At 45.6% G+C, this 23,093-nt stretch carries 16 protein-coding genes; 7 read left to right on the forward strand and 9 right to left on the reverse strand.

Features of this window, described 5'->3' with window-relative positions; genetic code table 11:
• The first annotated feature begins 3 nt into the window (after nucleotides 1-3).
• The 4 genes from ABMY42_RS13095 to ABMY42_RS13110 all read left to right on the forward strand — a co-directional run bounded on the left by ABMY42_RS13095 (nucleotide 4) and on the right by ABMY42_RS13110 (nucleotide 4,763).
• Complete coding sequence (locus ABMY42_RS13095) at nucleotides 4-1,068, forward strand: DUF4056 domain-containing protein (RefSeq protein ID WP_349266397.1); 1,065 nt, start codon at nucleotides 4-6, stop codon at nucleotides 1,066-1,068.
• 320 nt (nucleotides 1,069-1,388) lie between these two features.
• Nucleotides 1,389-2,693: a dicarboxylate/amino acid:cation symporter gene (locus tag ABMY42_RS13100; protein WP_005447448.1), complete on the forward strand. Its 1,305-nt coding sequence runs from the start codon at nucleotides 1,389-1,391 to the stop codon at nucleotides 2,691-2,693.
• A gap of 403 nt (nucleotides 2,694-3,096) precedes the next feature.
• The gene (locus tag ABMY42_RS13105; RefSeq protein WP_307718073.1) at nucleotides 3,097-3,570 is read left to right on the forward strand and encodes a DUF6795 domain-containing protein; all 474 of its coding nucleotides are present in this window, start codon (nucleotides 3,097-3,099) and stop codon (nucleotides 3,568-3,570) included.
• Nucleotides 3,570-4,763: a lipase family protein gene (locus ABMY42_RS13110; protein ID WP_239924358.1), complete on the forward strand. Its 1,194-nt coding sequence runs from the start codon at nucleotides 3,570-3,572 to the stop codon at nucleotides 4,761-4,763. Before ABMY42_RS13105 ends, ABMY42_RS13110 begins: the two co-directional genes overlap by 1 nt.
• 3 nt (nucleotides 4,764-4,766) lie before the next feature.
• On the opposite strand, the gene ABMY42_RS13115 is transcribed toward ABMY42_RS13110, so the two are convergent.
• The 4 genes from ABMY42_RS13115 to ABMY42_RS13130 all read right to left on the reverse strand — a co-directional run bounded on the left by ABMY42_RS13115 (nucleotide 4,767) and on the right by ABMY42_RS13130 (nucleotide 7,705).
• Nucleotides 4,767-5,141 (reverse strand): YkvA family protein, encoded by a 375-nt coding sequence (locus ABMY42_RS13115; RefSeq protein WP_005447445.1) that lies wholly within the window; start codon nucleotides 5,139-5,141, stop codon nucleotides 4,767-4,769.
• A 222-nt stretch (nucleotides 5,142-5,363) separates the two neighbouring features.
• Nucleotides 5,364-6,488, reverse strand: coding sequence for a M20 family metallopeptidase (locus ABMY42_RS13120; protein ID WP_349266398.1), 1,125 nt, complete (start codon nucleotides 6,486-6,488; stop codon nucleotides 5,364-5,366).
• Nucleotides 6,489-6,497: 9 nt separating this feature from the next.
• Nucleotides 6,498-6,965 (reverse strand): YjiG family protein, encoded by a 468-nt coding sequence (locus ABMY42_RS13125; RefSeq protein WP_005374849.1) that lies wholly within the window; start codon nucleotides 6,963-6,965, stop codon nucleotides 6,498-6,500.
• The gene (locus ABMY42_RS13130; RefSeq protein WP_005437881.1) at nucleotides 6,965-7,705 is read right to left on the reverse strand and encodes a nucleoside recognition domain-containing protein; all 741 of its coding nucleotides are present in this window, start codon (nucleotides 7,703-7,705) and stop codon (nucleotides 6,965-6,967) included. Before ABMY42_RS13130 ends, ABMY42_RS13125 begins: the two co-directional genes overlap by 1 nt.
• Nucleotides 7,706-8,127: 422 nt before the next feature.
• On the opposite strand from ABMY42_RS13130, the gene ABMY42_RS13135 reads away from it, so the two are divergent.
• Nucleotides 8,128-8,451 carry a hypothetical protein gene (locus tag ABMY42_RS13135; protein ID WP_005447443.1) on the forward strand — a complete coding sequence of 108 codons (324 nt, stop codon included), beginning with the start codon at nucleotides 8,128-8,130 and terminating at the stop codon, nucleotides 8,449-8,451.
• A gap of 90 nt (nucleotides 8,452-8,541) precedes the next feature.
• Nucleotides 8,542-9,258, forward strand: coding sequence for a DsbA family protein (locus tag ABMY42_RS13140; RefSeq protein WP_005447441.1), 717 nt, complete (start codon nucleotides 8,542-8,544; stop codon nucleotides 9,256-9,258).
• A 110-nt stretch (nucleotides 9,259-9,368) separates the two neighbouring features.
• Here ABMY42_RS13140 and ABMY42_RS13145 read toward each other — a convergent pair whose 3' ends face one another.
• The 5 genes from ABMY42_RS13145 to ABMY42_RS13165 all read right to left on the reverse strand — a co-directional run bounded on the left by ABMY42_RS13145 (nucleotide 9,369) and on the right by ABMY42_RS13165 (nucleotide 19,682).
• Nucleotides 9,369-11,429: an alpha-amylase gene (locus ABMY42_RS13145; RefSeq protein ID WP_349266399.1), complete on the reverse strand. Its 2,061-nt coding sequence runs from the start codon at nucleotides 11,427-11,429 to the stop codon at nucleotides 9,369-9,371.
• A 191-nt stretch (nucleotides 11,430-11,620) separates the two neighbouring features.
• Complete coding sequence (mtgA, locus tag ABMY42_RS13150; RefSeq protein WP_349266400.1) at nucleotides 11,621-12,298, reverse strand: monofunctional biosynthetic peptidoglycan transglycosylase; 678 nt, start codon at nucleotides 12,296-12,298, stop codon at nucleotides 11,621-11,623.
• 177 nt (nucleotides 12,299-12,475) lie between these two features.
• Nucleotides 12,476-14,704, reverse strand: coding sequence for a 1,4-alpha-glucan branching protein GlgB (gene glgB, locus ABMY42_RS13155; RefSeq protein WP_349266401.1), 2,229 nt, complete (start codon nucleotides 14,702-14,704; stop codon nucleotides 12,476-12,478).
• 226 nt (nucleotides 14,705-14,930) lie between these two features.
• Complete coding sequence (malQ, locus tag ABMY42_RS13160) at nucleotides 14,931-17,111, reverse strand: 4-alpha-glucanotransferase (protein WP_005447424.1); 2,181 nt, start codon at nucleotides 17,109-17,111, stop codon at nucleotides 14,931-14,933.
• A gap of 117 nt (nucleotides 17,112-17,228) precedes the next feature.
• Entirely contained in the window at nucleotides 17,229-19,682 is a 2,454-nt protein-coding gene (locus tag ABMY42_RS13165) for a glycogen/starch/alpha-glucan phosphorylase (protein WP_005447423.1), read from the reverse strand.
• 567 nt (nucleotides 19,683-20,249) lie between these two features.
• Between ABMY42_RS13165 and malT the strand changes: the two genes are divergently transcribed.
• On the forward strand, nucleotides 20,250-22,958 hold the full coding sequence (gene malT / locus ABMY42_RS13170) for an HTH-type transcriptional regulator MalT (RefSeq protein WP_009698026.1): 2,709 nt from the start codon (nucleotides 20,250-20,252) through the stop codon (nucleotides 22,956-22,958).
• Nucleotides 22,959-23,093 lie beyond the last annotated feature (135 nt).

Below are 23,093 nucleotides of genomic sequence, written 5' to 3' on the forward strand. Positions count from 1 at the left end.
GGTTTGAAGAAAACAGCAGTATTACTACTGAGCCTTTGTAGTGGACTCGTCCACGCGCAAGAACTGAAAGCACCGGTTGGCGTAAGACCTTGCTGTGCATTTGGTGTCGATCTCAAAGCGCAACTAGGAAGCGTGCCTGTTCCATTCTTTTCTCTTGAGAATGTCTTATCCAGCAACGAAGTGGGTACTCACCACTATAACGATGGCAGTGAGTCTGTCTCTGGTAGCCTGCTAGGTCTGAATGAAGAAGCTAACGGCATTATCTTTACCGAACTAGGCGGGTTTATTGATACTGCCCACGTCCGTGATACCGCAGATTACACCTATTATTTATTCACCCTAAATCAACATTATCTCGGTCGCGCAGCGCATCTGGACTTGCCTGAAGAACTTCGTGTTCGTCGTATTCGTTGGTATGAACAAAAAGAGAAGCTTAGCGAAGAAGAGAAGCTAGATCGCAGTGCTCAAGCAGCAGCGCTAACCGCGTTTCGACTGGCTCAATGGCATGAAATAGCTCAGTGGTTCGGTATGGTGTCCGTTAGCGGATTTAAAGAGCTGGCATCTGCCTTTTCATCCGAAGACCTCTACTCCAACATGCTCGGCGCAAAATTAGCCAAGCAAGTATTACTGGACAACCCCGAGCTCGATCAAAAAGGCTTTTCTAGAGCCATGGACAGCGCTTTCAAACAAGCTTTAAAGGATTTAAAAGCTCAATCGAAAGCGATAACGAAACAGAAAATCCAGCAACTCGATGGTGATTGGTGGGATAGCTCGCGACGCTTACCTGATAAATGGGTAGTTCGATTCCGAGATTACCATATGGCACTGAACTTAACGCCCAACTACTCTGGTGCAAACCATGAGCTTTCGTTATCCGCGACCTTTGCCGATCAACAACCAATTGACCAGTGGATGAGCGTAGAGTTTAGAGCAAGCGACAATGAAAAAGCCTTCTCAGCACTGCCTAAGTCTCTGACCTCAAAATCAATTTGGACACCTACAGATTATCAACAGATTTCAAATTTTGCTCGTACCATCGATAACCAAACCCGCCCTCCATTGAAATAACACCGCAATAAACAACTGAATAAAAGATGCCTAGTTATGCACTTGGCATCTTGCCCTCTACTTGTATGCAAACAGTTTTCTACCAATCAAGAATGTAAGAATTCATTTCTATCGGTTGTAAATTCGATAAATTTGTTAATTAACAAACTTTTCAACCAGCCTTTTAGTTGCCATTTAGTTAATATTCTATTTTTTAAAGTGACTAACTTCACATCTATCGACCATTCAGAGGATTATTCTTTCGTATTTTCACACTCCGCTGCTAATCTGCACGCCGCCTTGAAGTGAACTCAAGGTGCATAACTATAAGGAGTGTTCTCATGAATACCAAGAAACCGATGTCGCTCACCAGCCGCGTAATTTTGGGTATGGTAGCGGGTATCTTGACAGGATTTGCAATTCGCACACTTTTTGCCGACAACGGATTTGTCGACGCATACATTGTTAATGGATTATTCGAAGTTGGTGGACAGATCTTCGTTGCCAGCTTAAAAATGCTTGTTGTCCCGCTAGTATTTGTTTCGCTAGTTTGTGGTACCAGCTCTCTAAAAGACCTATCTACATTGGGTCGCATGGGTGGTAAAACCCTTGCTTTCTACGTAGCAACAACCGCTATCGCAATCACACTTGCTCTAACCATGGGTACGCTATTCCAGCCGGGTGCTGGTGCAGACCTAACCGCAGCAAGTTCATTCAAATCAGCAGAAGCGCCATCTTTGGGTCAGGTGATCATTGATATGTTCCCGACTAACCCAATCAGCGCAATGGCAGAAGGTAAAACCCTGCAAGTTATCGTGTTCGCCGTCCTATTCGGTATCGCGATCAGTGCAGCAGGTAAGCCAGGCGAGCGTATCGCAGCATTCTTCTCTGATCTGAATGAAGTAATCATGAAATTGGTTGCGATTCTGATGAACCTTGCGCCTTACGGTGTGTTCTTCCTAATGGCGAAGCTGTTTACAGGTCTTGGTCTAAGCGCAATCTTCAACCTTGCTGAATACTTCGTAGTACTAGCAGGTACGCTATTGCTGCATGGTCTTGTGACTTACAGCTTGATGCTAAAAGGCTTCACTGGTCTAAACCCAATTACGTTCCTACGTAAGATGGAAGACGCAATCATGTTTGCTTTCTCTACTGCATCATCGAACGCGACCATTCCAGTGACAATGGAAACGGCTAAGCACCGTATGGGTGTTGAGAACCGCGTATCATCGTTCACAGTACCGCTAGGTGCAACCGTGAACATGGACGGCACGGCGATCATGCAAGGTGTAGCGACAGCCTTCATCGCGCAGGCATTCAACATCGACCTAACTATGGGTGACTACCTAATGGTTATCATGACGGCAACATTGGCGTCTATCGGTACCGCAGGTGTTCCTGGTGTTGGTCTAGTAATGCTAGCAATGGTATTGAACCAAGTAGGTCTGCCACTAGAGGGCATTGCACTTATCATGGGTGTTGACCGTCTACTTGATATGATTCGTACCGCAGTAAACATCACCGGTGACAGCGCAGTGACTATCATTGTTGCTAAATCAGAAGGCGCACTGGATGAAGCTCGCTTCAACGATCCAAAAGCTGGGGTCGCCGAAGAAGAAGTGCATCTGAAACGCGCGGAAGCTTAAACCCTTCTAAACTAAATTATCCTGTCTAAGCAAAAACCACCTTATTCTGAGGTGGTTTTTTATTTCCAATAAACCCGAAATCAAAAAGGTTTAGATAAAATTCTCGTCCCCCGAGGTTGTTTCAATTACTAATCGGTAAGTAGTTAGATTCTATATTAGTTCATCTAGAGGGTTAAGATAACTGGTCTATGTTTATCACTTTGAAAATGATATATGGGACATTTTCATCATATAGAGATACAAATTCCATTATCAAATTAAAGATCAAAACCAAATCGCGATAGATAGTAGTCTGATAATTAAGTTGGTACTAAGATACACACATCATAATTTCATGTTTAAAAATAGTCTTTTTTTATTCATTTTCTCATTTCCAATACTTGCATTAGGTTTCAACGAAAGTATGTTCGATTTTTTTAAGAAATTTAAATATACATTAAGCCCAGAGATAAAAGGTACTTTAGTTCTTGATCAAAGACCTCTAGAAAATGTAACGGTTTACTTAGAAGCTAATTTTTTAAAGAATAATTACAAAAGGAGTTCAAGTACTAATGAGTTCGGTGAATTTCACTTTAAACCAGTCATACATTCTCAAAGGTTCAAAGAATCAGCTTTGAATCAAACATATTCATATATCGGAATATATACCTATATAAATGAAGAAAAGAAATATATTTGGGAGTCTCAGTTAAACTACGTTTCACCACCTATATTTATAGAGGACAACTTAAGTAATCTTTACTGTGAGCTTGAAGATACCGAGTTTCGATACTTTTTCAAGAATATAAACCTAGATAATGCTCGAGATCTAATGGTTATTAGCAACTGCAATTTAAATGGATTTTTATATAAAACAGAGTTTACGGAGGATACATAATGCCGTCTTTAACACCAAAACTTGCGTCAGAGATCGCGAACATACCGTATGGAGTATATCAGGGACAAGGGAGACTAGCGTTTAAGGGACAAGGAGGTTTTGAAAAACACTTTGTATTTTCGCAGCAAGATGTTTTTAGTGGCCGAACTGGAGGTATCTCAGGATTAGATCGTATACCATTGTTTAGAAAAGTGGTACCTGGTGTAATGAGAACATCTGAAGCGTTTGCGGTAATTGGTATTGGGAAAGGAAAATATAAGGGAGATTTAGTAATTTCCATTAGAGGGACGCAAAACGCCAATGATTGGGTAACCAACCTAAATGTCGGTCTTAAAGGCTCTCCAAATGGCTCTATCGCTCATGCTGGATTTATTAATTCATTTTCAAGTATCAAACCAAGCATAAAACAATATTTACAGCAATGCCAAATTTTACCTAACCGTATTCATTGTGTTGGGCATAGCTTAGGAGGAGCTCTGGCTTCATTATGTTCTGATTGGCTGAGAGAAGAGTATTCATTACGAGTGAATTTATATACTTTTGGCGCACCTAGAGTTGGTTTAGAACAATATTCCCGTAAATCTAGTAAAAGCAACGACAAAGTATACCGCTGTACTCACGGCGCAGATCCTGTACCTAAAGTACCTGTCTGGCCATTTATTCATGCTCCATATAATGGCGATGAGTACCGCTTAGACGCTAGTGCTGGCTTTAATTTAAATGCTCATAGTATGTCTAGCGAAACAAGTTTAGGGTATTTAGATAATGCTAACTCCGAAACGTGGGGAGCAATAAAAGTCAGATCTAACAAGTACTTGTATACGCCTACTAGATTTAAGTTTGAACACAGAAACCAAGCATCATTTACAGAGTATTGGTCAGAAAGAATTCAAGCAGCGTTAATAACCTTATTAAAAGATACTGGCTTGTTTTCAGCAATAGCAGCCCAAGCCACAGTATCTACTGGAATGACATTTTATGATATACTCGCCAGAAATATAGAAAAAGTAGCTAAAGCTTCTACAGTAAGAGAATCACAAGTCAAAGGGCTGTTAGGCCATATGCTAGTGTTTATTGGAAAATCAGTAACAGCAATTGAAGATATGTCTGCAAAGTTTATTAGAAATGTTTTTCTTATGGTATTTGGAAAACTTTATCGAGCAGCACAAATGGCTATTAGTGCTGTACAATAAAACTTAATCTGACATCAAACTCAGCTTTTCTCTCGCTTGCTCTTCATGCTCGTCGGTGATGGCATTGCCGACCGAGTTCGCCGCTAGGGTAAGTGCAGCCATGTCATCGGTAAAGCCGACACCTGCTAGTACGTCTGGTACCATATCTGTTGGCAGGACGAAATAAGCCAGTGCGCCACCTAAGATAGCTTTGTGGCGAACAGAGGTATTGGAATCTGCCATCGCAAGCCATGATTTGATGCCCATAACAGCAATCTCTTCGCCTGCTTTCTTGACGGAATTTTTCATTTTACGCCAGAAGGTTTTCTCATCTGGTGCTTGCATCGTTTGGTCTAAGACGTCATCGGACGCCGAATTTACAGACATGCTTGTGGTCATCGTGCCTCCTAAACTTATGACTGTGGCATAGATATTAAGACGATGAACCTGAACGTAGGATTAATAGCGAGTAATGATAATGAAGAAAGGAAGCCAATTGGCTAGATAAAAAAATCCCCAAACCGAAGTCCGGGGATTATTGCTTTGGAGACAAAAAGTCTTGGAAATCAGCTGGTTTTGAAACCAACAGCTTTGAAAACCAAGCTTTAGAAGCAGAATGCCTTATTGAGCAATCTTCTCCAATACACGCATCAACATTTTGATACGTGGTTCGATAGACTCAAGCAACAAGTACTCTTGGTCACTGTGGAAGCCCGCACCGATAGGTCCTAGACCATCCAAAGTTGGAACACCAAGAATCGCCGTGTTATTTGCATCAGAGCCGCCACCCACTTCTTTCCAGTTGATGTCGATAACCAGTTCACTTGCCGCTTCTTCAACTAATGTCATTAAGCTTTCTGTTTGGGGGCTTGGCACCATAGAAGGCTTAAATGCTTCACGAACCAACTCAATGCTCACGCCATCAACGAATGGTGTTTCCAGCATGCCATTTAGCTTGCTATCGACATCATCGTATTCTTCGTTGCTCCAGAAACGCACATCCACGATCGCTTCAGCATGTTCCGGAACTATGTTCGCACCGTTACCACCAGAGACAATACCGACGTTCAACGTGGTACCAGATTCAAAGTTGGTCATTGCATTGACAGCCAAAATCCAATTCGCCATCTCAGTGATTGCGCTGCGACCGTTTTCTGGCTCGTTACCTGCGTGAGCAGCAACGCCATTAAAGGTCATTTTGTAGCGAGCCATGCCTTTGCGCGCTTTCACTAAACCGCCGTCTGCACGTGCCGCTTCTGCAACCAGAACATTCTTTACGTTTTTCGCAACTGATTGAATCCAATCCACAGAATCCAAAGAGCCTGTCTCTTCATCTGGGTTCATGCAGATAGCGATAGATAACGTATCCAACACCGCTTGGTCTAGATTGCGCATCGCGTATACGATGTTAAGCAAACCAGATTTCATGTCAGACACACCTGGACCGTACGCTTTCTCTGCATCTTGAGACATTGGACGAAGCTCAGCAGTACCCACAGGGAACACGGTATCCATGTGACCAATCAGCATCACATCAATGTGAGCAGCTTCAGGCTTGTTTCGAACTTCAAGACCAACGCCTGCTCTGCCACAGTCGATGCGTTTTACGCTCCAACCTGACATTGCTTGGTACTTCTCTTCAAATTGAGAAGCGATGAATTCGATACCATCAGTGGTGTAAGTGCCACAATCCACATTGATTAGCGGACGTAGCTCTTCTAGATATTCATTTAGAGAGAATTGCATGACTCACTCCTAGACAAACAGATTCATCACTAGCATTGCGCCAAATGCGTTCAATACTGAGATTGCAATCATAACTGGGATGTAACGACCTTCAGTACCAATTGGGCCCATGATACGACCCATGTACTGAACTTGAGAGCCCATTAGGTAGATAGCAGGCGCAAGAATCGCAATGTGCGTGCCGTTCAGGATGCCTTGGTCAAACAGTGTAATCACTACGCCAACCGCGCCGCCCATCGACATCCAAGCCCCGATCAATACCGCTGCTGCTTCACCCGGAAGACCAAACACTGCCATGATTGGAGAGAACACAGTGCCCATCAGATCCAGCGCACCAGTGATTTGTAGCGCTTTGATGATAACGAACGCCATCAATACGTTAGGCACCGTAGAGGTAGTCGCAATCACCCAACCTTTCTTAGCACCTTCGACGAAGATATCCGTCACCATTGGTTTTTTCGCTTTAACGTCACCCATTATGCCGTCTCCTCTTTTAGGTTCTCTGATTTGTTTTGGTCTTGCTTGTCTTCTTTACCTTCCGTCATGTTTAGGTAGATACGGAACAGGTTCGCACCAATGATCTTAAACGCGAACATCACCACAACCGCCAAACCAATAGAAGAAGTTACTGCTAGAGAGCCGTCAGCCATCGTCAACGTGAACAATACCGCACCCGATGAGAAGAAGTTCACGATGGTTGCACCCGCAGTGAACTGGAACATGGTAAATACGTCCGTTTCACGCTTAGTTAGGTGACCTTCATCTTTTAGTTGACGCGTCATAGCCGCACCTGCATCGGTACTTTGTAGAGAAGCAATCAGAGCCAGACCAGAGTTACCAGGGATGCCCATTAGAGGACGTAGAAGAGGAGTAAGAAGCTTACGAGCGGCTTCAAGTGCACCGTAGTGCTCAAGTACGTTGATCATACCTAACGCGAACATAACGGTTGGAATCAAAGTAAGCGCAAAAATGAAACCGTCACGAGCACCGCTACCACCAGTACCACGGAAAGATGTGGTCGCAGCTTGTACTGCGCCATCTGCACCTTCCGTCACGCCGTAAGCGACTTTACCGAAAGAACCATTAAGCGTTGTAAAGTCGAATACACCGTACCATTCGTTGGATTGCATCAGACCAGAAAAGAACACAACCGCAAACGCGAGTGCAATGTAACACCCGATCGTCACCTTGCGTTCAGCATGAACAGGGCTTGTCATAAATTCACCTATATATGTGGAACAGAACGCATAGATGATCCCCTGAACGACGTGCTAGAGAGATGATCAAAATCAATCCATTTACCGAACAGCCATGCTGCTTAGTTATGAAGTTTTATTTTATGATTTGAATCACATTTAAAAGATAATAAATATTTATGACCAAGATAAGGTAGATTTATCTGAGAATCAGCAAGTTCAATCCATTAACAAAGCAAGTTAAAGTTTGGAACAAGTTTGCTATTAGCCACATTCTAGACGTGCTTCATGATTTGTTGCTTATTTAAGATTTCTTGACCGAAAACTAACAAATTTTCTGTGCAATTTAATTTAGGGTGGTGCGGTCATTACTTAGAGACTTACTCAGGGTTTGCCTTTTGCTTCGATCACAATCCAACATCGCTCGATGGACACTCGCCCTTGTGGCTTGGGTTGTCGTGATCTGTTTAAGTAAAAATGTAGGTCTCTTTCAATCTTGTCCTCTCATTGGCGATCAAGTGACGACTGAGCATGCCACTGGGCAACAGCAAAAGAGCGAAAAAGGACTGACTAAGCAGTGTGAATTGTCTGAAAAACTGATTCAGGTTTCACAAAACCATCTCGACAGCTTCATTGTGCCCTTATTCCTATTTGCGTTTGTCTTGCTGTCTATCAGTGGCAGCGAGCGCAATGCTTTCCGCCATCATACTGAACCGATACCCGACAAATATCGGGTGCACCTCAAGCTATGTGTGTTTAGAGAATAAAACCCGATTGCTATTCACCCCCAAATCAATTGTTTTATTTTTAATCACTTCGCACAAGAAACGCGAAGAAAAAGAGTTTTAGGAAAAATCATGAAATTCACTCGCACACTATTAACTGTGGTTATCGCACTTGTTCCGCTATTTTCACACGCAGCAGAAAAAACGTCAGAAGAGAAGCTGCAAGAAATTACTCAACTGCTGAAAGAAAACCCGCAGATCCTCGACGCACTACATCAGAATCTGCAAGATTATGTCGCTTATCAAAAGACCTTCAACGCGACATTGGATGAAGCACGTGCGTATTTGAATGACGGCAAGCACTCTTACTTCGGTGCAGAGAATCCAGAGCTGACGATCATCAACGTGACCGATTACAGCTGTCCTTTCTGTAAACGCCTTGAAGGAGAGTTGGTGAAGGTAGAGAAAGAATACCCACAGGTAAAAGTGCTGAACATGACTGTATCGTTCAAAGAACAGTACGAAAAGAACGGTTACAACTCGGCAAGTTACGCATTGAACGTTTGGCAGAACCAACATGACAAGTACAAAGAAGTGCACGACTTGTTGGTGAAGAAGCCGGGTCCACATGATGCAAGTTCACTACAAAAAATCGCTAAGAAGACCGGCACAGAAGCACAGCTTGTCGACGACAAAGAGACCAAAGCATTGTTGGATAAAAACTACGAGTACTTCACTCGCTTAGGTCTACGAGGCACACCAGCGATCATCATTAATGACCAAGTCATTCCGGGTTATGTGCCTTTCGAAGAGCTTGAGAAAGTTATCGACCAAGAGCTAAAGAAATAACTATCGAAATCGATAGCTATTGAAATAGTAAGTAACCATCAAAAACAACAAAGCCCTTCCCTGATATCTCAAAGAAGGGCTTTTTATTTATCGAAATAAAGAACGTTTGGTTACTTATCGCGCCCCACAAACGCCACAACGACTTTGTCATTGCCAAGTGAACGAGAGAACACGTACGCGCCTTCTTGTTCAATCACTTGATGCTGACCCGCCCCAATCGCTGGATGCGCTTTACGGAACTGACCTAGAGTTTGCCAGTGTTTGAGCAGCGCTTGCTTCTCATCAGATAGCTTCCATACCATGTCAGAGCGTGTGCCTTGGTGGAAATCATCCGCGTAAGGACCAATGTTACGACCCACTTCGTCACCGTAGTAAACCTGAACAGCACCAGGGCTTAGAAGCAGTGCATTCGCGGCGTTACGCTGCATGCCATAGTCTTTGAAGCGAGAGAAGAACAACTCGGTATCGTGAGAAGACATGTAGCTCACTGGGTTGAAGTCTTTCTCGTTGGCGATTGTGTCTGCGTAACTTTGGTAGGTGTCTGCCATTTGGCTGAAACACGCCGCGCCTTTATCTAATTTCTTCTGCATGTCGAAGTTAATCAACGCATCAAAGCCATCGTCAAAGTAAGGGCTGCGATAAGCGGTATGCCCCCATACTTCACCCATCATCCAAAATGGCTGACCCGATTTTCCGTTCTCTTTGCGCCACTGCTCTAGACTGCTTGATGCTTCTTCTTTCAAGCGCTTCCACACATCACCTTCAACATGCTTCACCGTATCAACACGGTAACCATCAATGCCAAAGCGTTTCACCCAATCAGTTTGCCACTCAATCAAGTAATCGGAAACGGTGTAATTGTCACGCACTTCTACACGTGTGCCCGGGTTATCCAATAGCCATTGCGCTGGCTTCACGGCTTTGTCTGATTCAGTGATAAAGTCAGGTAAACCCGCCAATGACATAGTGATATCGCTGCTGCCCGGTGCAGGGTAGCCCGGCAAACCGGTTCTTACCCAATCACCGCCCCACCATTTCGCCCAGTTTGGACTCTGGTAATCAATATTCTGGTGGTAGCTATGCCAATTTTCGCCCGCTTTTGGTTGCCAATCCCCCCACTTCTTCGGTAGGTCAGCGTTTGGCTTTAACACCTCAATACCGTCAAATTGCAAATCGGCTAACGTTGAGTAGCCAGTGTGGTTGATTACCGCGTCCATCAAGACTTTGAGACCACGCTTATGCGCCTCTTCCACCAGCACTTTAAGGTCATCTTCGTTACCAAAGTTCTCATCAATCTTGGTGAAATCACGCGTCCAGTAACCGTGGTAAGCATAGAACGGGAATGAGCCGCTATCGCCGCCACCCACAAAGCCGTGTACTTGCTCAACGATTGGCGATAACCAAATAGCATCTGTACCTAGGCTCTTGATGTAATCCAGTTTCTCGATCACGCCTTTTAGATCACCGCCGTGGAAGGTACCGATCTCTTCTTTGCCGTCTTTCTTGCGCCCATAGCTATTGTCATTGCTCGTATCGGCGTTGTTGAAACGGTCGACCATCACGAAGTAAATGTTGGCATTACGATAATCAAACGGCACTGCTTCTTTGGTTTTCTTCGCTGGCTCTAGTAGCACCAAACCGCCGGAGTCTTTGCTTGGCGTCAGCGATACTTGCTGATCTTTTACTTCAACCATTTGCCCAGTGTAAGCATCACGCAACTTGGTGCCATCTGGGAAACTGTCACCTAACGCGATGGTGACTTCGCCACCTTGGTAAACCTCACATTGCACTTGTGGGATTGGGCGTTTGAATTCTGTCTTGGCAGCTTTCTTAGGTTCACGCTTGAAGCGCAGTGTTTTCGCTTCCGCATCAAAAGCGAAAGAGTAATCGCCAGTAAAACGGATTTTTAACGGCAATTCCGTTGGCTTTCCACAATTCAGCGCGATCGGTTTGTTGAATTTAACTTTCTGACCATCGGGCGCAACGCAATCGCCTTCAACGCCAGTGATTTTAAGCGTATAGCCGTCTTTGGTTAATGGCACAACCAAAGGCTGCTCTGCACTTAAAGGAAAGTCACGGCTGTTGGTCGTGGTAGATATGGTGATGTTTGGCTCGGCGATGGCACTTGCCGATGCAAGCAATAAGGTAGTCGTAATCAGATTCAGTTTCATCGTTCAGTCCATTGGTTGCGCATAGACGCAGTATTCGTGTTGTAGTTTTATTCACACTAATAGTAAATGGATGAAAAACTGAGCACATCATTCTATAAGGCTACGCCCTAAAGCTTGTGACGCTTCACATTTTGCCTTTATCGGGGCGTAGTTCTATTTACGGACACAAGATAGTTAAGGAAAAGAGAAACTTATAACTCGACGTTGCCAATATTGCGCATTTGGGTCAGAGCCCAATTGGTGCGATGTTGAGTGTAATTAGTGTGCGGATACACTTTGATCTTGTAAGGATTCGGCAGAACCACCGCTAACCTCGCCGCTTGCCATTGGGTCAGTTGGCTAGCCCGAATGCCGTAATAGTTTTGTGCTGCAGCTTCGATACCGTAAATACCGGGACCAAACTCCACGACATTCAAATACACTTCAAGGATGCGTTCTTTACTCCACATTGCCTCCATTAAAAGAGCAAAGTAGAGCTCGTACGCTTTGCGCACATAAGAGTGTGAAGGGAACAGAAATACGTTCTTTGCAGTTTGCTGAGTAATCGTACTTGCACCACGAGAAGGTCCGTTCTCGCCGGCTTGTGAGATAACAGAAAACAGTGAATCAAAATCCACCCCATAGTGATGAGGAAATTTCTGATCTTCCGTAGCCATCACCGCAAGTTGGATATTTTTTGAAATCTGAGACAGCGGTACCCACTCTTGCTGACTACTCTCTGGATAGCCTTCTGGTGGCGAGATCATGCGGCTGATCTTCCATCCCCATAGAGGCGGATTCACGTATTTGACGAAGCCCACCAGCAAAACGGGAGTCAGTAACAAAACCAATGAAATTTTGAATAGAAACGACTTCAGTCTTTTCAGCATGCTTTATTTGCCTAGCCAGAGTAAGGAATACGCCACTTTTACACGTGTGGGTGTTCAAGTAAATGGGAGCGAAGGTTGCCTGATTCAAGGTAGAACAACAAGTTTACAAGGTCAAAAATTGGTTAAAAAAAGCCCAATTTACAATGTAAACCGGGCTTACTGTTTGATTAATGAAAGTTATTTCGTCAGTTTATAGAATACTGTCGATAGAGGTGGTAAACGCAGCTCAAGAGATTGAGGTAACGACTCGCTTTCTACTTCTTGCGTTTCGACGCTGCTTAGTACCTCAAAGCCGCTACCGTCGTATTTCGCGTCGTCAGTATTCAACAGAAGTTCGTACTTGCCTTCCATCGGCACACCCAAACGGAAACGCTCATGAGGCACTGGTGTGAAGTTACTGATCACCAATACACGTTCGCCATCTTGGCTAATACGTTCGTGCGCAAGGATACTTGCTTCCGCTTCATCTTGCAGACGCCATTCAAAACCAGCAGGCACACAATCTTGATCGTGCATCGCCGCTTCGTCACGGTACAAGTGGTTCAAGTCGCGAATCAGTGCTTGCACACCTTGGTGGCGACCAAACTCCAGCAAGAACCACTGTAGCTGGTCATCGTGGTTCCATTCTGCGGTTTGACCAAGCTCTGCACCCATGAAGTTTAGCTTCTTACCCGGTTGACCATACATGTAGCCGTAGTAAGCACGTAGGTTCGCGGTTTGTTGCCACTCATCACCTGGCATCTTGTTGTGGATCGAGCCCTTGCCGTACACCACCTCATCATGAGACAGCGACAGTACGTAGTTCTCGCTGTGTGCGTAAACAAGCGGGAACGTGATGGTATTGTGGTGGTATTTGCGATGAATAGGATCTTCTTGGATGTAAGAAAGACTGTCGTGCATCCAACCCATGTTCCACTTAAAGCCGAAGCCTAAACCGCCCATAAAGGTCGGCGCGGATACACCTGGGAATGCGGTCGATTCTTCTGCAATGGTCATTGCATTCGGGAAGTGCTTGTACACTTCTTCGTTCATCCACTTCAACGTTGCGATCGCATCGTAGTTCTCGTTGCCGCCGTCCACATTTGGAATCCACTGATCGTGACTGCGTGAGTAGTCTAGGTAGAGCATCGACGCAACAGCGTCCACACGGATACCATCAATATGGAATTGCTCAAACCAGTACAGCGCGTTAGACACAAGGAAACGGCGCACATGCTCACGACCTAGATCGTAGATGTAAGAGTTCCAGTCTTGGTGCCAACCGCGGCGAGGATCTGGATCGTGGAACAGTGGTGTGCCATCAAAGTTCGCTAAGCCATGATCATCCGATGGGAAGTGTGCTGGAACCCAATCCAGTACTACACCAAGACCCGCTTGGTGACACACATCAACGAAGAACTTGAAATCATCTGGAGAGCCGTAGCGACTCGTCGGCGCAAACAACCCTACAGGTTGGTAACCCCAAGAGCCAAAGAACGGGTGTTCTGAAACTGGCATCAGCTCAACGTGGGTGTAGCCCATATCCACAAGGTAAGGCACTAACTCAGCCGCGAGTTCACGGTAATTTAGGAAATCCCCATCTGCGTTACGCTTCCAAGAACCCGCATGCAGTTCGTAGAAAGATAAAGCTTCATCACGTTTCTGTGTGACGGGACGATTTTGCCATTTTGCATCTTGCCATTGGTAACGGTTGTGATCGTAAGTGATCGACGCGAATGATGGGTATTGTTCAGAGTAGAAGCCCCAAGGGTCTTGCTTATGAGGGAGCCCTTCCCCATTTGGACCTTTGAGTTCGAATTTGTATTGTACGCCCTCTTCCAAACCAGGAATAAACAAGCCCCAGATACCGTAGTCGAGACGTTGCATTGGATGGCGACGACCATCCCACTGGTTGAAGCTGCCCACTAAGCTGATTGCAGAAGCATGAGGGGCGTAAACAAGGAAGCGCACACCAGAGATATTTTCACCACCGCGTTCGATGGTCACAAACTGCGATCCCATGTAGCGGTACATGTCTTTTGGCGTGTGCAGGTGCTCGTATTCTTGATAAATGTTGTGGTACTGGTAAGGGTCGTCAATGAGCTGTTCCACGCCATCCCAATCCACAGCAAGTTGGTAGTGAGTTAGGTGCAGGTCACGCTTCTCTTTCAAGATGAAGCCGCTCTCGCCTTCGCGTTCTAACTCAACACGAGGTTCACCGCTGACAACCAATTCAACTTTGTCTGCACCCGGCATCCAAATTCGTAACGATCCTTCGCCATCATCGATGAATGGACCAAGTGACGCAAATGGGTCTGAGTAAGCCGCCTCAGCTAGTAATTCATAGGCGCGTTCGTATTTTTTCTTTACCTTGGTTTTCAAATCTTTCTCCCTAGCACCGATATTCTCCTTATGGTTTTTGAACATCGGATTTCCTCAGCCAAACGTTGTGAATTCACACAATTATAAAAAACCGCACTCTATCCAAGAGATGAATAAAATAGCGTCAAAAAACAAAAATGCCCGCTATTGTTGCGGGCATAATAACGGTACTTTATCCTAACGGATTGTGCCGATTTAATGAGTGACCTAGGCTGTACTTTCGTACCTCAGCGCAATTAAATTCGCGAACTCCTACATCACCCATTCCACCTTATTTGCTCGCTTTCGCACGCACTTCAGTGAGGCGCTTAGAAATACGGTTAACGTCTTCACGGCTGAAGATTTCGTCAAGGTTCATCGATAGTTTACGACGCCAGTTTGGATACTCGTCAACAGTACCTGGAATGTTTACCGGTTGGTCCATTTCTAGCCAGTCTTCAAGCTGAACACTTAGTAGTGCTGAGTCACCCGCAGCCACATGCAGTTGCAATGCTTCACTTAGGTAACCATCCATTGGTACGTACTGCGCATCATGACCGATACCTTCTGGTAGGTAACCATGCCAACGAACACTGTCTAGGATGCCTTGTTTGCACTTCAAACGGTCATCAAACAGACCTTCCAGTTGTTGCTCGTCTGGGTACAGACCGATCTCTCGACCCATCTTCAAGTCATCACAGTGCCAGAAGCCACGTAGGGTTGGCATATCGTGCGTACACAATGCCGCCATAGACTGCTCAGCGTAATGCTTCGGAGAAATGAAGCCGCCGTCGTCTTTTGATGTTTCGAAGAAGAATACTTTGTATGAGTGAACACCTGCGTCACGAAGGATATCAACGATTTCATCAGGCACGGTACCCAAATCTTCACCGATTACAGAACACTGATGACGATGAGATTCTAGCGCTAGGATTGCTAGCATATCTTCAACTGGGTAGTACAGGTATGCACCTTCTGTCGCCTTCTCACCTTTTGGAATCCACCAAAGGCGAAGCAGACCAAGAACGTGGTCAATACGCAGTGCGCCACAATGCTTCATGTTTGCACGTAGCAACTTGATGTACGCGTCGTAGCCTGTCGCTTCCAACACTTGTGGGTTTAGCGGAGGCAGACCCCAGTTTTGACCCAGAGGACCAAGGATATCTGGTGGCGCACCGATGCTTGCATCCAGTACTAGGTTGCCATCATCAGCCCAAGTCTCGCTGCCTGAATCTGCAACACCAACAGCAAGGTCTCGGTATAGACCAACCGCCATGCCTTTTTCTTCTGCAAGAGCCTGTGCTTCTTTGATCTGATCGTCTGCAATCCACTGTAGGTACATGTACAGGTGAACGCGGTCAGAGTTGTCTTTGATGTACTTCTGAGTTGCCGCAGCATCAAACGTACGGAATTTCTCAGGGAATACCGGCCAGCCCCAAACACTTGAATCTTCAGCGTGTAATTCACCATGCAGAGCATCAAATGCCGCTTGGTGAAGTAGGCTCTCACCGCCAAGTTCTACAAACTCTAGGAACGCGCGCGCACGATCAGTGTTCTTGTCTAGATGACGTGCTTTGAACTCGCTAAATAGCAGCGGAAGAATGTTCATCTTAAGCTCAGAAACCTCTGTGTAGTTCACCCAGTGTGCTTCACGAGCTTTTTGCAGACGCTGTTGGAACTCAGCGCTGCCAACGCGTTGTTGTGCTTCTGCACTTAGTGCAAATTCAGGCACAGAGCTTACGTCGATGTACATGATGTTCAGCCAACGACGAGAAGACGGGCTGTATGGGCTCGCACCTTCAGGGTTCGCTGGGAACAATGAATGAATTGGGTTCAAACCAATGAAGTCACCGCCACGAGAGGCGATATCACTGACCAACTGCTTAAGGTCACCAAAGTCACCGATACCCCAGTTGTGCTGAGTACGCAGTGTGTATAGCTGAATGCTTGGACCCCATAGCTTTTTATGCTGGTTTAGATCTTCTTGTTTGAAACACGCTTTCGGTGTGATGATCAGCGACATTTCGTAAGGTGTCTTACGGCGTTTACGGCTGATGATCAGTTTGTGGTAACCCCATGCCAAATTCTTTGGCAATGCAAACACTAGAGGGCCACCCTCAGCTCGTTCATCACGAACAATTTGCGACTGAAGATAGCCTTCAAGTACCTCTCCTTGTTCTGTTTCTAAACGCCAGCTAAATTCACTCTCACGAGCACTCGTACCTAGGTTTAGTTCCACTTCGACTGGGTCGCCGTCGCGTAAAACAAGAACAGGGGCTAGTACGTCTTTCTTATGTTTTTTCTCAGCAGAAGCCAATAGCTTCTCATCGCTGCTAGTATCGTAGCCAAGTGAAGTGAGCAAGCGGCGTAGTGTCTCCTCAGAAACTTTTGCCTCGTCTCCCCACGCGCTGACGTAGCTATCAGCTAATCGCGCCATGTCTGCGACTTTCTTTAATGCTGTTTGTTCTTTCATCGCTTTCTCCGAAGGTAATACCGACACCTTCCATGTAGGGTTTTATTGTTATCAATAACTAATTCTTGAAAATGACCAAAGGTAGCGCTCGGCTACCTTGGTCTTAACTGGGTTCTTTTAGCGTTTCACTGCTTCAAGTTTCCAGATGTTGTTCACATAGTCACGAATTGAGCGGTCTGATGTGAACTTGCCAACTAGGGCAGTGTTAAGAATGGCTTTCTTAGCCCAGCCAGCTTGGTCTTTGTATTGTTTGCCCATTTCTTCATGCGCTTTCACATAAGATGCGAAGTCAGCAAGACATAGGTACGGATCACCGCCATCTAGTAGGCTATCGAATGTAGCGCGTAGTAGACCTGGTTGACCTGGCGTAAACTCATCACCTGTTAGTAGGTCTAGAGACGCTTTTAGTAAGTGGTCAGCATTGTAGTAGTCGTAAGGGTTGTAGCCAGCGGCTTTAACCGCTTTCACGCCTTCAACATCAAGACCGAAGATGTAGATGTTCTCGTCGCCCACTTCTTCGCGAATCTCAACGTTAGCACCATCCATCGTACCGATAGTTAGGGCACCGTTAAGAGCCATCTTCATGTTACCTGTACCAGATGCTTCTTTACCTGCTAGAGAGATTTGTTGTGAAACGTCTGCCGCAGGGATGATGATTTCAGCCATGCTCACGCGGTAGTCAGGGATGAAGACCACTTTCAGTTTGTTGCCGATGCGTGGATCGTTGTTGATCTTCTCTGCAACCTTGTTCACTGCGAACATAATTTCTTTCGCTAGGTGGTAACCTGGAGCGGCTTTCGCAGCGAAGAAACATACGCGTGGCTCACACTCGAAACCAGGTTCGTTTAGGATGCGGTGGTATAGAGACAGAATGTGTAGCAGATCTAGGTGCTGACGCTTGTACTCGTGTAGACGCTTGATTTGAACGTCGAAGATAGCGTTAGTATCTAGTTCGATACCCATGTTATCTAGAACCCAATCAGCAAGACGCTGTTTGTTTTCTTTCTTAACAGCCATGAACTCTTTTTGGAATTTCGCGTCTGTTGCGTACTTAGCGATACCTTCTAGTTGCTCAAGTTTTGCTGGCCATTCAGGACCGATCTTGTCGGTAATTAGCTTAGATAGACCTGGGTTACAGAACTTCAACCAACGACGTGGCGTGATACCGTTTGTTACGTTATGTAGACGAGTTGGGTACATCTCGTGGAACTCTGGGAATAGGTCTTTCTTAACCAACTCAGAGTGAAGTGCTGCTACGCCGTTAACTGCGTAAGAACCGATTACACATAGGTTTGCCATGCGAACCATGCGGTTGAAACCTTCTTGGATGATAGAAAGCTTAGCTTGCTTCTCACCGTCACCAGGCCACATCTTACGAACTTCTTGTAGGAAGCGGTGGTTGATTTCAAAAATGATTTCCATGTGACGTGGAAGTAGACGCTGGATTAGCGACTCTGGCCATGTCTCTAGTGCTTCAGGAAGTAGCGTATGGTTAGTGTACGCGAAAGTCTGAGAACTGATTTCCCAAGCCGCTTCCCAAGTCAGACCTTTCTCGTCCACTAGGATGCGCATTAGCTCAGGAATAGCAATCGTTGGGTGCGTATCGTTCAGCTGGATAGTCTCTTGCTTCGGTAGATCCGCTAGCGAGTAGCCTGCTGCTTCGTGGCGACGTAGGATGTCGCGTACAGATGCTGCAGAGTGGAAGTACTGTTGCATTAGACGCAGTGTTTTACCTTTCTCGTGGTTATCGTTCGGGTAAAGCACTTTAGTGATGTTGCCTGCGTCGATCAGTGCGTGCTGAGCTTCGAAGTAATCACCGTTGTTAAAGCTTTCTAGCGAGAACGGTGCAATTGCCTGACATTCCCAAAGACGTAGAGGGTAAACAGTATCTGATTCGTAACCTACGATAGGCAGATCCCAAGGCATTGCTTTTACAGACATGCCAGGAACCCATTTACGAACTTCTTTACCGTTTTCGTTTACCACTTCAACGTGACCGTAGAAGCCGATTTCTTGCGCTAGCTCTGGACGAGCCACTTCCCAAGGGTAACCTTCTACACCACGCCATGCGTCTGGTGCTTCTTGTTGACGACCATCTTTAAACGACTGCTTAAATAGACCGTATTCGTAGTGTAGGCCGTAACCTACTGTTGGGAATTCTTGAGCCGCACATGAATCCATGAAACATGCAGCTAGACGACCTAGACCACCGTTACCCAGTGATGGGTCGCGCTCTTCTTCTAGAAGGTCTGTTAGGTTGTGACCTAGCTCAGCCATCGCTTCAGTGATCTCTTCGTAAAGACCCATGCTGATTAGGTTGTTACCAGTCAAACGACCGATAAGGAATTCTAGTGAAAGGTAGTTAACACTTTTCGCTTCTTGGATGCGAGCGTCTGCTTCAGTAGCAAGCAAATCACAAGTCGTAAACTCAGCCAATGCACGACCCATTGCTAGGTACCATGCGCGGCTATCTGCATTTTCAACCGTGTGAGCGTAAGTCACAGATAGATGTTTCTTTACGCTTTCTTGGAACGACTTCTTGTCAAATTGTTTCTGTTGAGTAGGTTTCATTAAGAAATTCTCACGTCTTTTAGTAATTCATCTGCCATACATCGTGCATTTCCCTCTGTGAATAAACATCCTCCCATTTGTCCTCCCTACAAGGAGGAGGGGGTAGGGCGTAGAGGGCGTAAGCTTGCAAACTTAGTGATCCAAATCGCAACACGGCAGCCTATAACCCTATTCTTAGTGATTCGGATCACAGCCACCTGTGAGAAAGATTAAAATTTGTTCATGACGTTTTTTATTCCCCCTTCCAACTCCAATGTAAAAACTGTCTTATCGATCACATTACGTCTTTTAACATTGATAATTTCTCCTTAATAGATGTGCAACTCTCTCTACATGGGATCAATACCATCGATGTTTAAGTGACCAAAATCACAAATACAGGGCGTAGTTGGTGGCATTTGCATCAACTCTTGAGAATTAGGAAGTGGATCAAAGTAACAACCAATTCTGTTGTCGTAACATCCAAAACGACTCGCAAGCCTGTACACTTTTTATACAAACTAGAATTTAGTGGTGTGAGTCAGTTTCTAGTTTCGCTAGCTCAAAAAATTAAGGACAGAATTTATAATGTGGATTCCATCTAAACTTACTCGCCCGGGTCGCCTGCACAACGCAATCGTCCGTCCGCGAGTGTTGGACTTACTGCAACAAGCGCCTTACTACAAACTGGTATTGTTTCGCTCGCCGGCTGGTTACGGGAAAACCACCATGGCGGCACAGTGGCTGTCAGACAAACCCAATGTAGGTTGGTACAGTATCGACGACAGTGATAACGATGGTTTCCGCTTCGTTAACTATCTACTGCAAGCTTTAAACAAAGCGACCAACTACAACTGCTCTAACGCTCAAAAATTGGCTGAAAAGCGTCAGTTCTCTTCTTTACGCTCTTTATTCAGCGAAGTTTTCGCTGAAATGGCAGATTTTCAGCATGAGTGTTACGTCGTACTCGATGACTACCATTTGATCACTAACGACGAAATTCACGAGTCCATGCGTTTTTTCTTAAAGCACATGCCAGACAACCTTACTGTAGTGGTTACTAGCCGTGCGGCACCGCCATTAGGCACTGCGAACCTTCGTGTCCGTGACTTGATGATCGAAATCGGCAACGAAATGTTGGCATTCGATACCGAAGAAACCACACGCTTCTTCAACCAACGCATTGCCGATGGCATCGATGAAGACATGGCGAACAACTTACGTACTTACGTTGAAGGTTGGCCATCAGCGTTACAACTTATCGCCCTACAAGCACAGCATCAGAACCGCACTCTGGCACAAACCGTAGAGTCGGTGTCTCAGTTTAATCATGCACACTTATGGGATTACTTAGTTGAAGAAGTCTTTGATCTATTAGACAAAGAGACACGTCATTTCTTAATGCAAGTGTCGGTACTCGACCATTTCAACGACGAACTCGTCTTTGCATTGACACAACGTGAAGATGCACTCGGCATGATTGAGTCACTCAATCGATACGGCTTGTTTATCTATCCACTGGAAGGTGAACAAAACTGGTTCCGATTCCACAATCTGTTTGGCGAATTTTTGTCGCATGAACGTCAAGCGCGTATTCCTCAACAAGAGAAAGATCTACACCGCAACGCAGCTGTCGCCTGGCTAAAACAGAAAGCACCGCATCAAGCTATTCACCACGCACAGAAATCTGACGACACTGATCTAATCGTAGAAATCTTGAATGAATTTGGTTGGAAGATGTTCAACCAAGGTGAGTTAACAACGCTAGAAGCGGCGATCAACCAGCTTGATAAAGACTTACTCTTCAGCCACCCGAAACTGTCGATGTTGCGCGCATGGTTGGCGCAAAGCCAACACCGCTACAACCAGGTTGGTGAGCTACTGGCAGAAGCCGAAGAAGAGCATAAGAAACGTAATATCGAACTTGATTCTGGCTATCAAGGTCAAGCTAATGCCCTACTCGCTCAGGTTGCAATCAACAGCAACCAACCAGAGCGTGCATTAGAGTTAGCCGAGTTAGCACTGAGCCAACTTGACCCAACGGTGTACCGCAGCCGTATCGTGGCGACGTCAGTCGTTGGTGAAGTAAACCACGTACTGGGTAAACTTGACCGCGCATTGCCAATGATGCAACAAACCGAAAAACTGGCACGTCAGTATCAGGTTTACCACCAAGCGTTATGGGCAATCTTGCAACAAAGTGAAATCATGATCGCGCAAGGTTACGTCCAAGCAGCATTTGAGCTGCAAGATTCCGGCTTCCGCTTGATTGAAGATCAACAGCTTCAGCATGTTCCTCTTCACGAGTTTTTGTTACGAATTCGCGCGCAAGTATTGTGGTGCTGGAACCGCTTGGATGAAGCAGAAGAGTGCTCATACAAAGGGCTACAAATTCTAGAAAACCACTCACCAAGTAAGCACTTACATAGCTACTCAATGTTGGCGCGTATTGCGATTGGTCGCGGTGAACTAGACAAAGCGGGTAAGTTTATCGAACACATCCAGCACTTGATGAAACAATCCACTTATCACGTAGACTGGACGGCAAACGCATCGCTCTCTCTGATTTTGTTTTGGCAAGCTCGTGGCAACACAGAAGCAATTCAAGAATGGTTGAACACCGCAGTTCGCCCGGAATCAGCGTGTAACCACTTCTTGCAGTTACAGTGGCGCAATATTGCTCGTGCTCACATCAACCTTGGCCAATATGACGAAGCGCGACAAGCTTTGGACTTCCTACAAAGCGAAGCTCGTCGTACTAACTTGGTGACCGATACCAATCGCAACCTTGTGGTTGAAGCGGTATTTGCCGCGCGTCAGAAAGACGAAGAGCAAGCAAAAGCACTATTGAAAGAAGCACTAGTGATGACAAACCAAACCGGTATGGTCGGCAACTTCTTAATCGACGGTGCAACGATTGGTGGTCTACTAGAGAAGCTAAGTCTTCGTCATGAGCTGGGCGATTTAGAACGTCACCGTGCTCAGCAATTGATGAAAGACATCTCTTCAAACCAACGCAGCCGTTCGATTCACTTTGATGAAGACTTTATTGAGAAACTGGTGAACCACCCGAACGTGCCGGAGCTGGTTCGAACCAGTCCACTCACGCAACGTGAATGGCAAGTGCTTGGTTTGATCTACTCAGGCTTTAGCAATGAGCAAATCGCTCAAGAGTTAGATGTAGCAGGCACAACGATTAAGACTCACATTCGTAACTTGTACCAAAAGCTCAACATTGCAAACCGTAAGGAAGCGATTGTGACGGCGGAGAACTTGCTGCAATTGATGGGTTACTGATCACTCGAAAGAGAGTAGCTAAACAGGGGTTGGCGTATTGCGTCAGCCCCTTTTTTGTGGGCATTCATGCAAATTGCAAAGCCTGTAAGAAACGTTGTACATATATACGACTTGGAAAGGGCTGGCTATTACACG

It is taken from the genome of Vibrio sp. SSH13-20 (assembly GCF_040104475.1).
GTDB lineage: Bacteria > Pseudomonadota > Gammaproteobacteria > Enterobacterales > Vibrionaceae > Vibrio > Vibrio harveyi.

Excerpts from the sequence above, each read along its gene's own strand:
- ABMY42_RS13140 (WP_005447441.1), top strand. The coding sequence starts at position 8,542 with ATGAAATTCACTCGCACACTATTAACTGTGGTTATCGCACTTGTTCCG.
- mtgA (WP_349266400.1), bottom strand. The coding sequence starts at position 12,298 with ATGCTGAAAAGACTGAAGTCGTTTCTATTCAAAATTTCATTGGTTTTG.
- ABMY42_RS13110 (WP_239924358.1), top strand. The coding sequence starts at position 3,570 with ATGCCGTCTTTAACACCAAAACTTGCGTCAGAGATCGCGAACATACCG.
- ABMY42_RS13145 (WP_349266399.1), bottom strand. The coding sequence starts at position 11,429 with ATGAAACTGAATCTGATTACGACTACCTTATTGCTTGCATCGGCAAGT.
- ABMY42_RS13165 (WP_005447423.1), bottom strand. The coding sequence starts at position 19,682 with ATGAAACCTACTCAACAGAAACAATTTGACAAGAAGTCGTTCCAAGAA.
- malT (WP_009698026.1), top strand. The coding sequence starts at position 20,250 with ATGTGGATTCCATCTAAACTTACTCGCCCGGGTCGCCTGCACAACGCA.
- ABMY42_RS13130 (WP_005437881.1), bottom strand. The coding sequence starts at position 7,705 with ATGACAAGCCCTGTTCATGCTGAACGCAAGGTGACGATCGGGTGTTAC.
- ABMY42_RS13105 (WP_307718073.1), top strand. The coding sequence starts at position 3,097 with ATGTTCGATTTTTTTAAGAAATTTAAATATACATTAAGCCCAGAGATA.
- ABMY42_RS13120 (WP_349266398.1), bottom strand. The coding sequence starts at position 6,488 with ATGCAATTCTCTCTAAATGAATATCTAGAAGAGCTACGTCCGCTAATC.
- ABMY42_RS13115 (WP_005447445.1), bottom strand. The coding sequence starts at position 5,141 with ATGACCACAAGCATGTCTGTAAATTCGGCGTCCGATGACGTCTTAGAC.
- ABMY42_RS13100 (WP_005447448.1), top strand. The coding sequence starts at position 1,389 with ATGAATACCAAGAAACCGATGTCGCTCACCAGCCGCGTAATTTTGGGT.
- glgB (WP_349266401.1), bottom strand. The coding sequence starts at position 14,704 with ATGTTCAAAAACCATAAGGAGAATATCGGTGCTAGGGAGAAAGATTTG.
- malQ (WP_005447424.1), bottom strand. The coding sequence starts at position 17,111 with ATGAAAGAACAAACAGCATTAAAGAAAGTCGCAGACATGGCGCGATTA.
- ABMY42_RS13125 (WP_005374849.1), bottom strand. The coding sequence starts at position 6,965 with ATGGGTGACGTTAAAGCGAAAAAACCAATGGTGACGGATATCTTCGTC.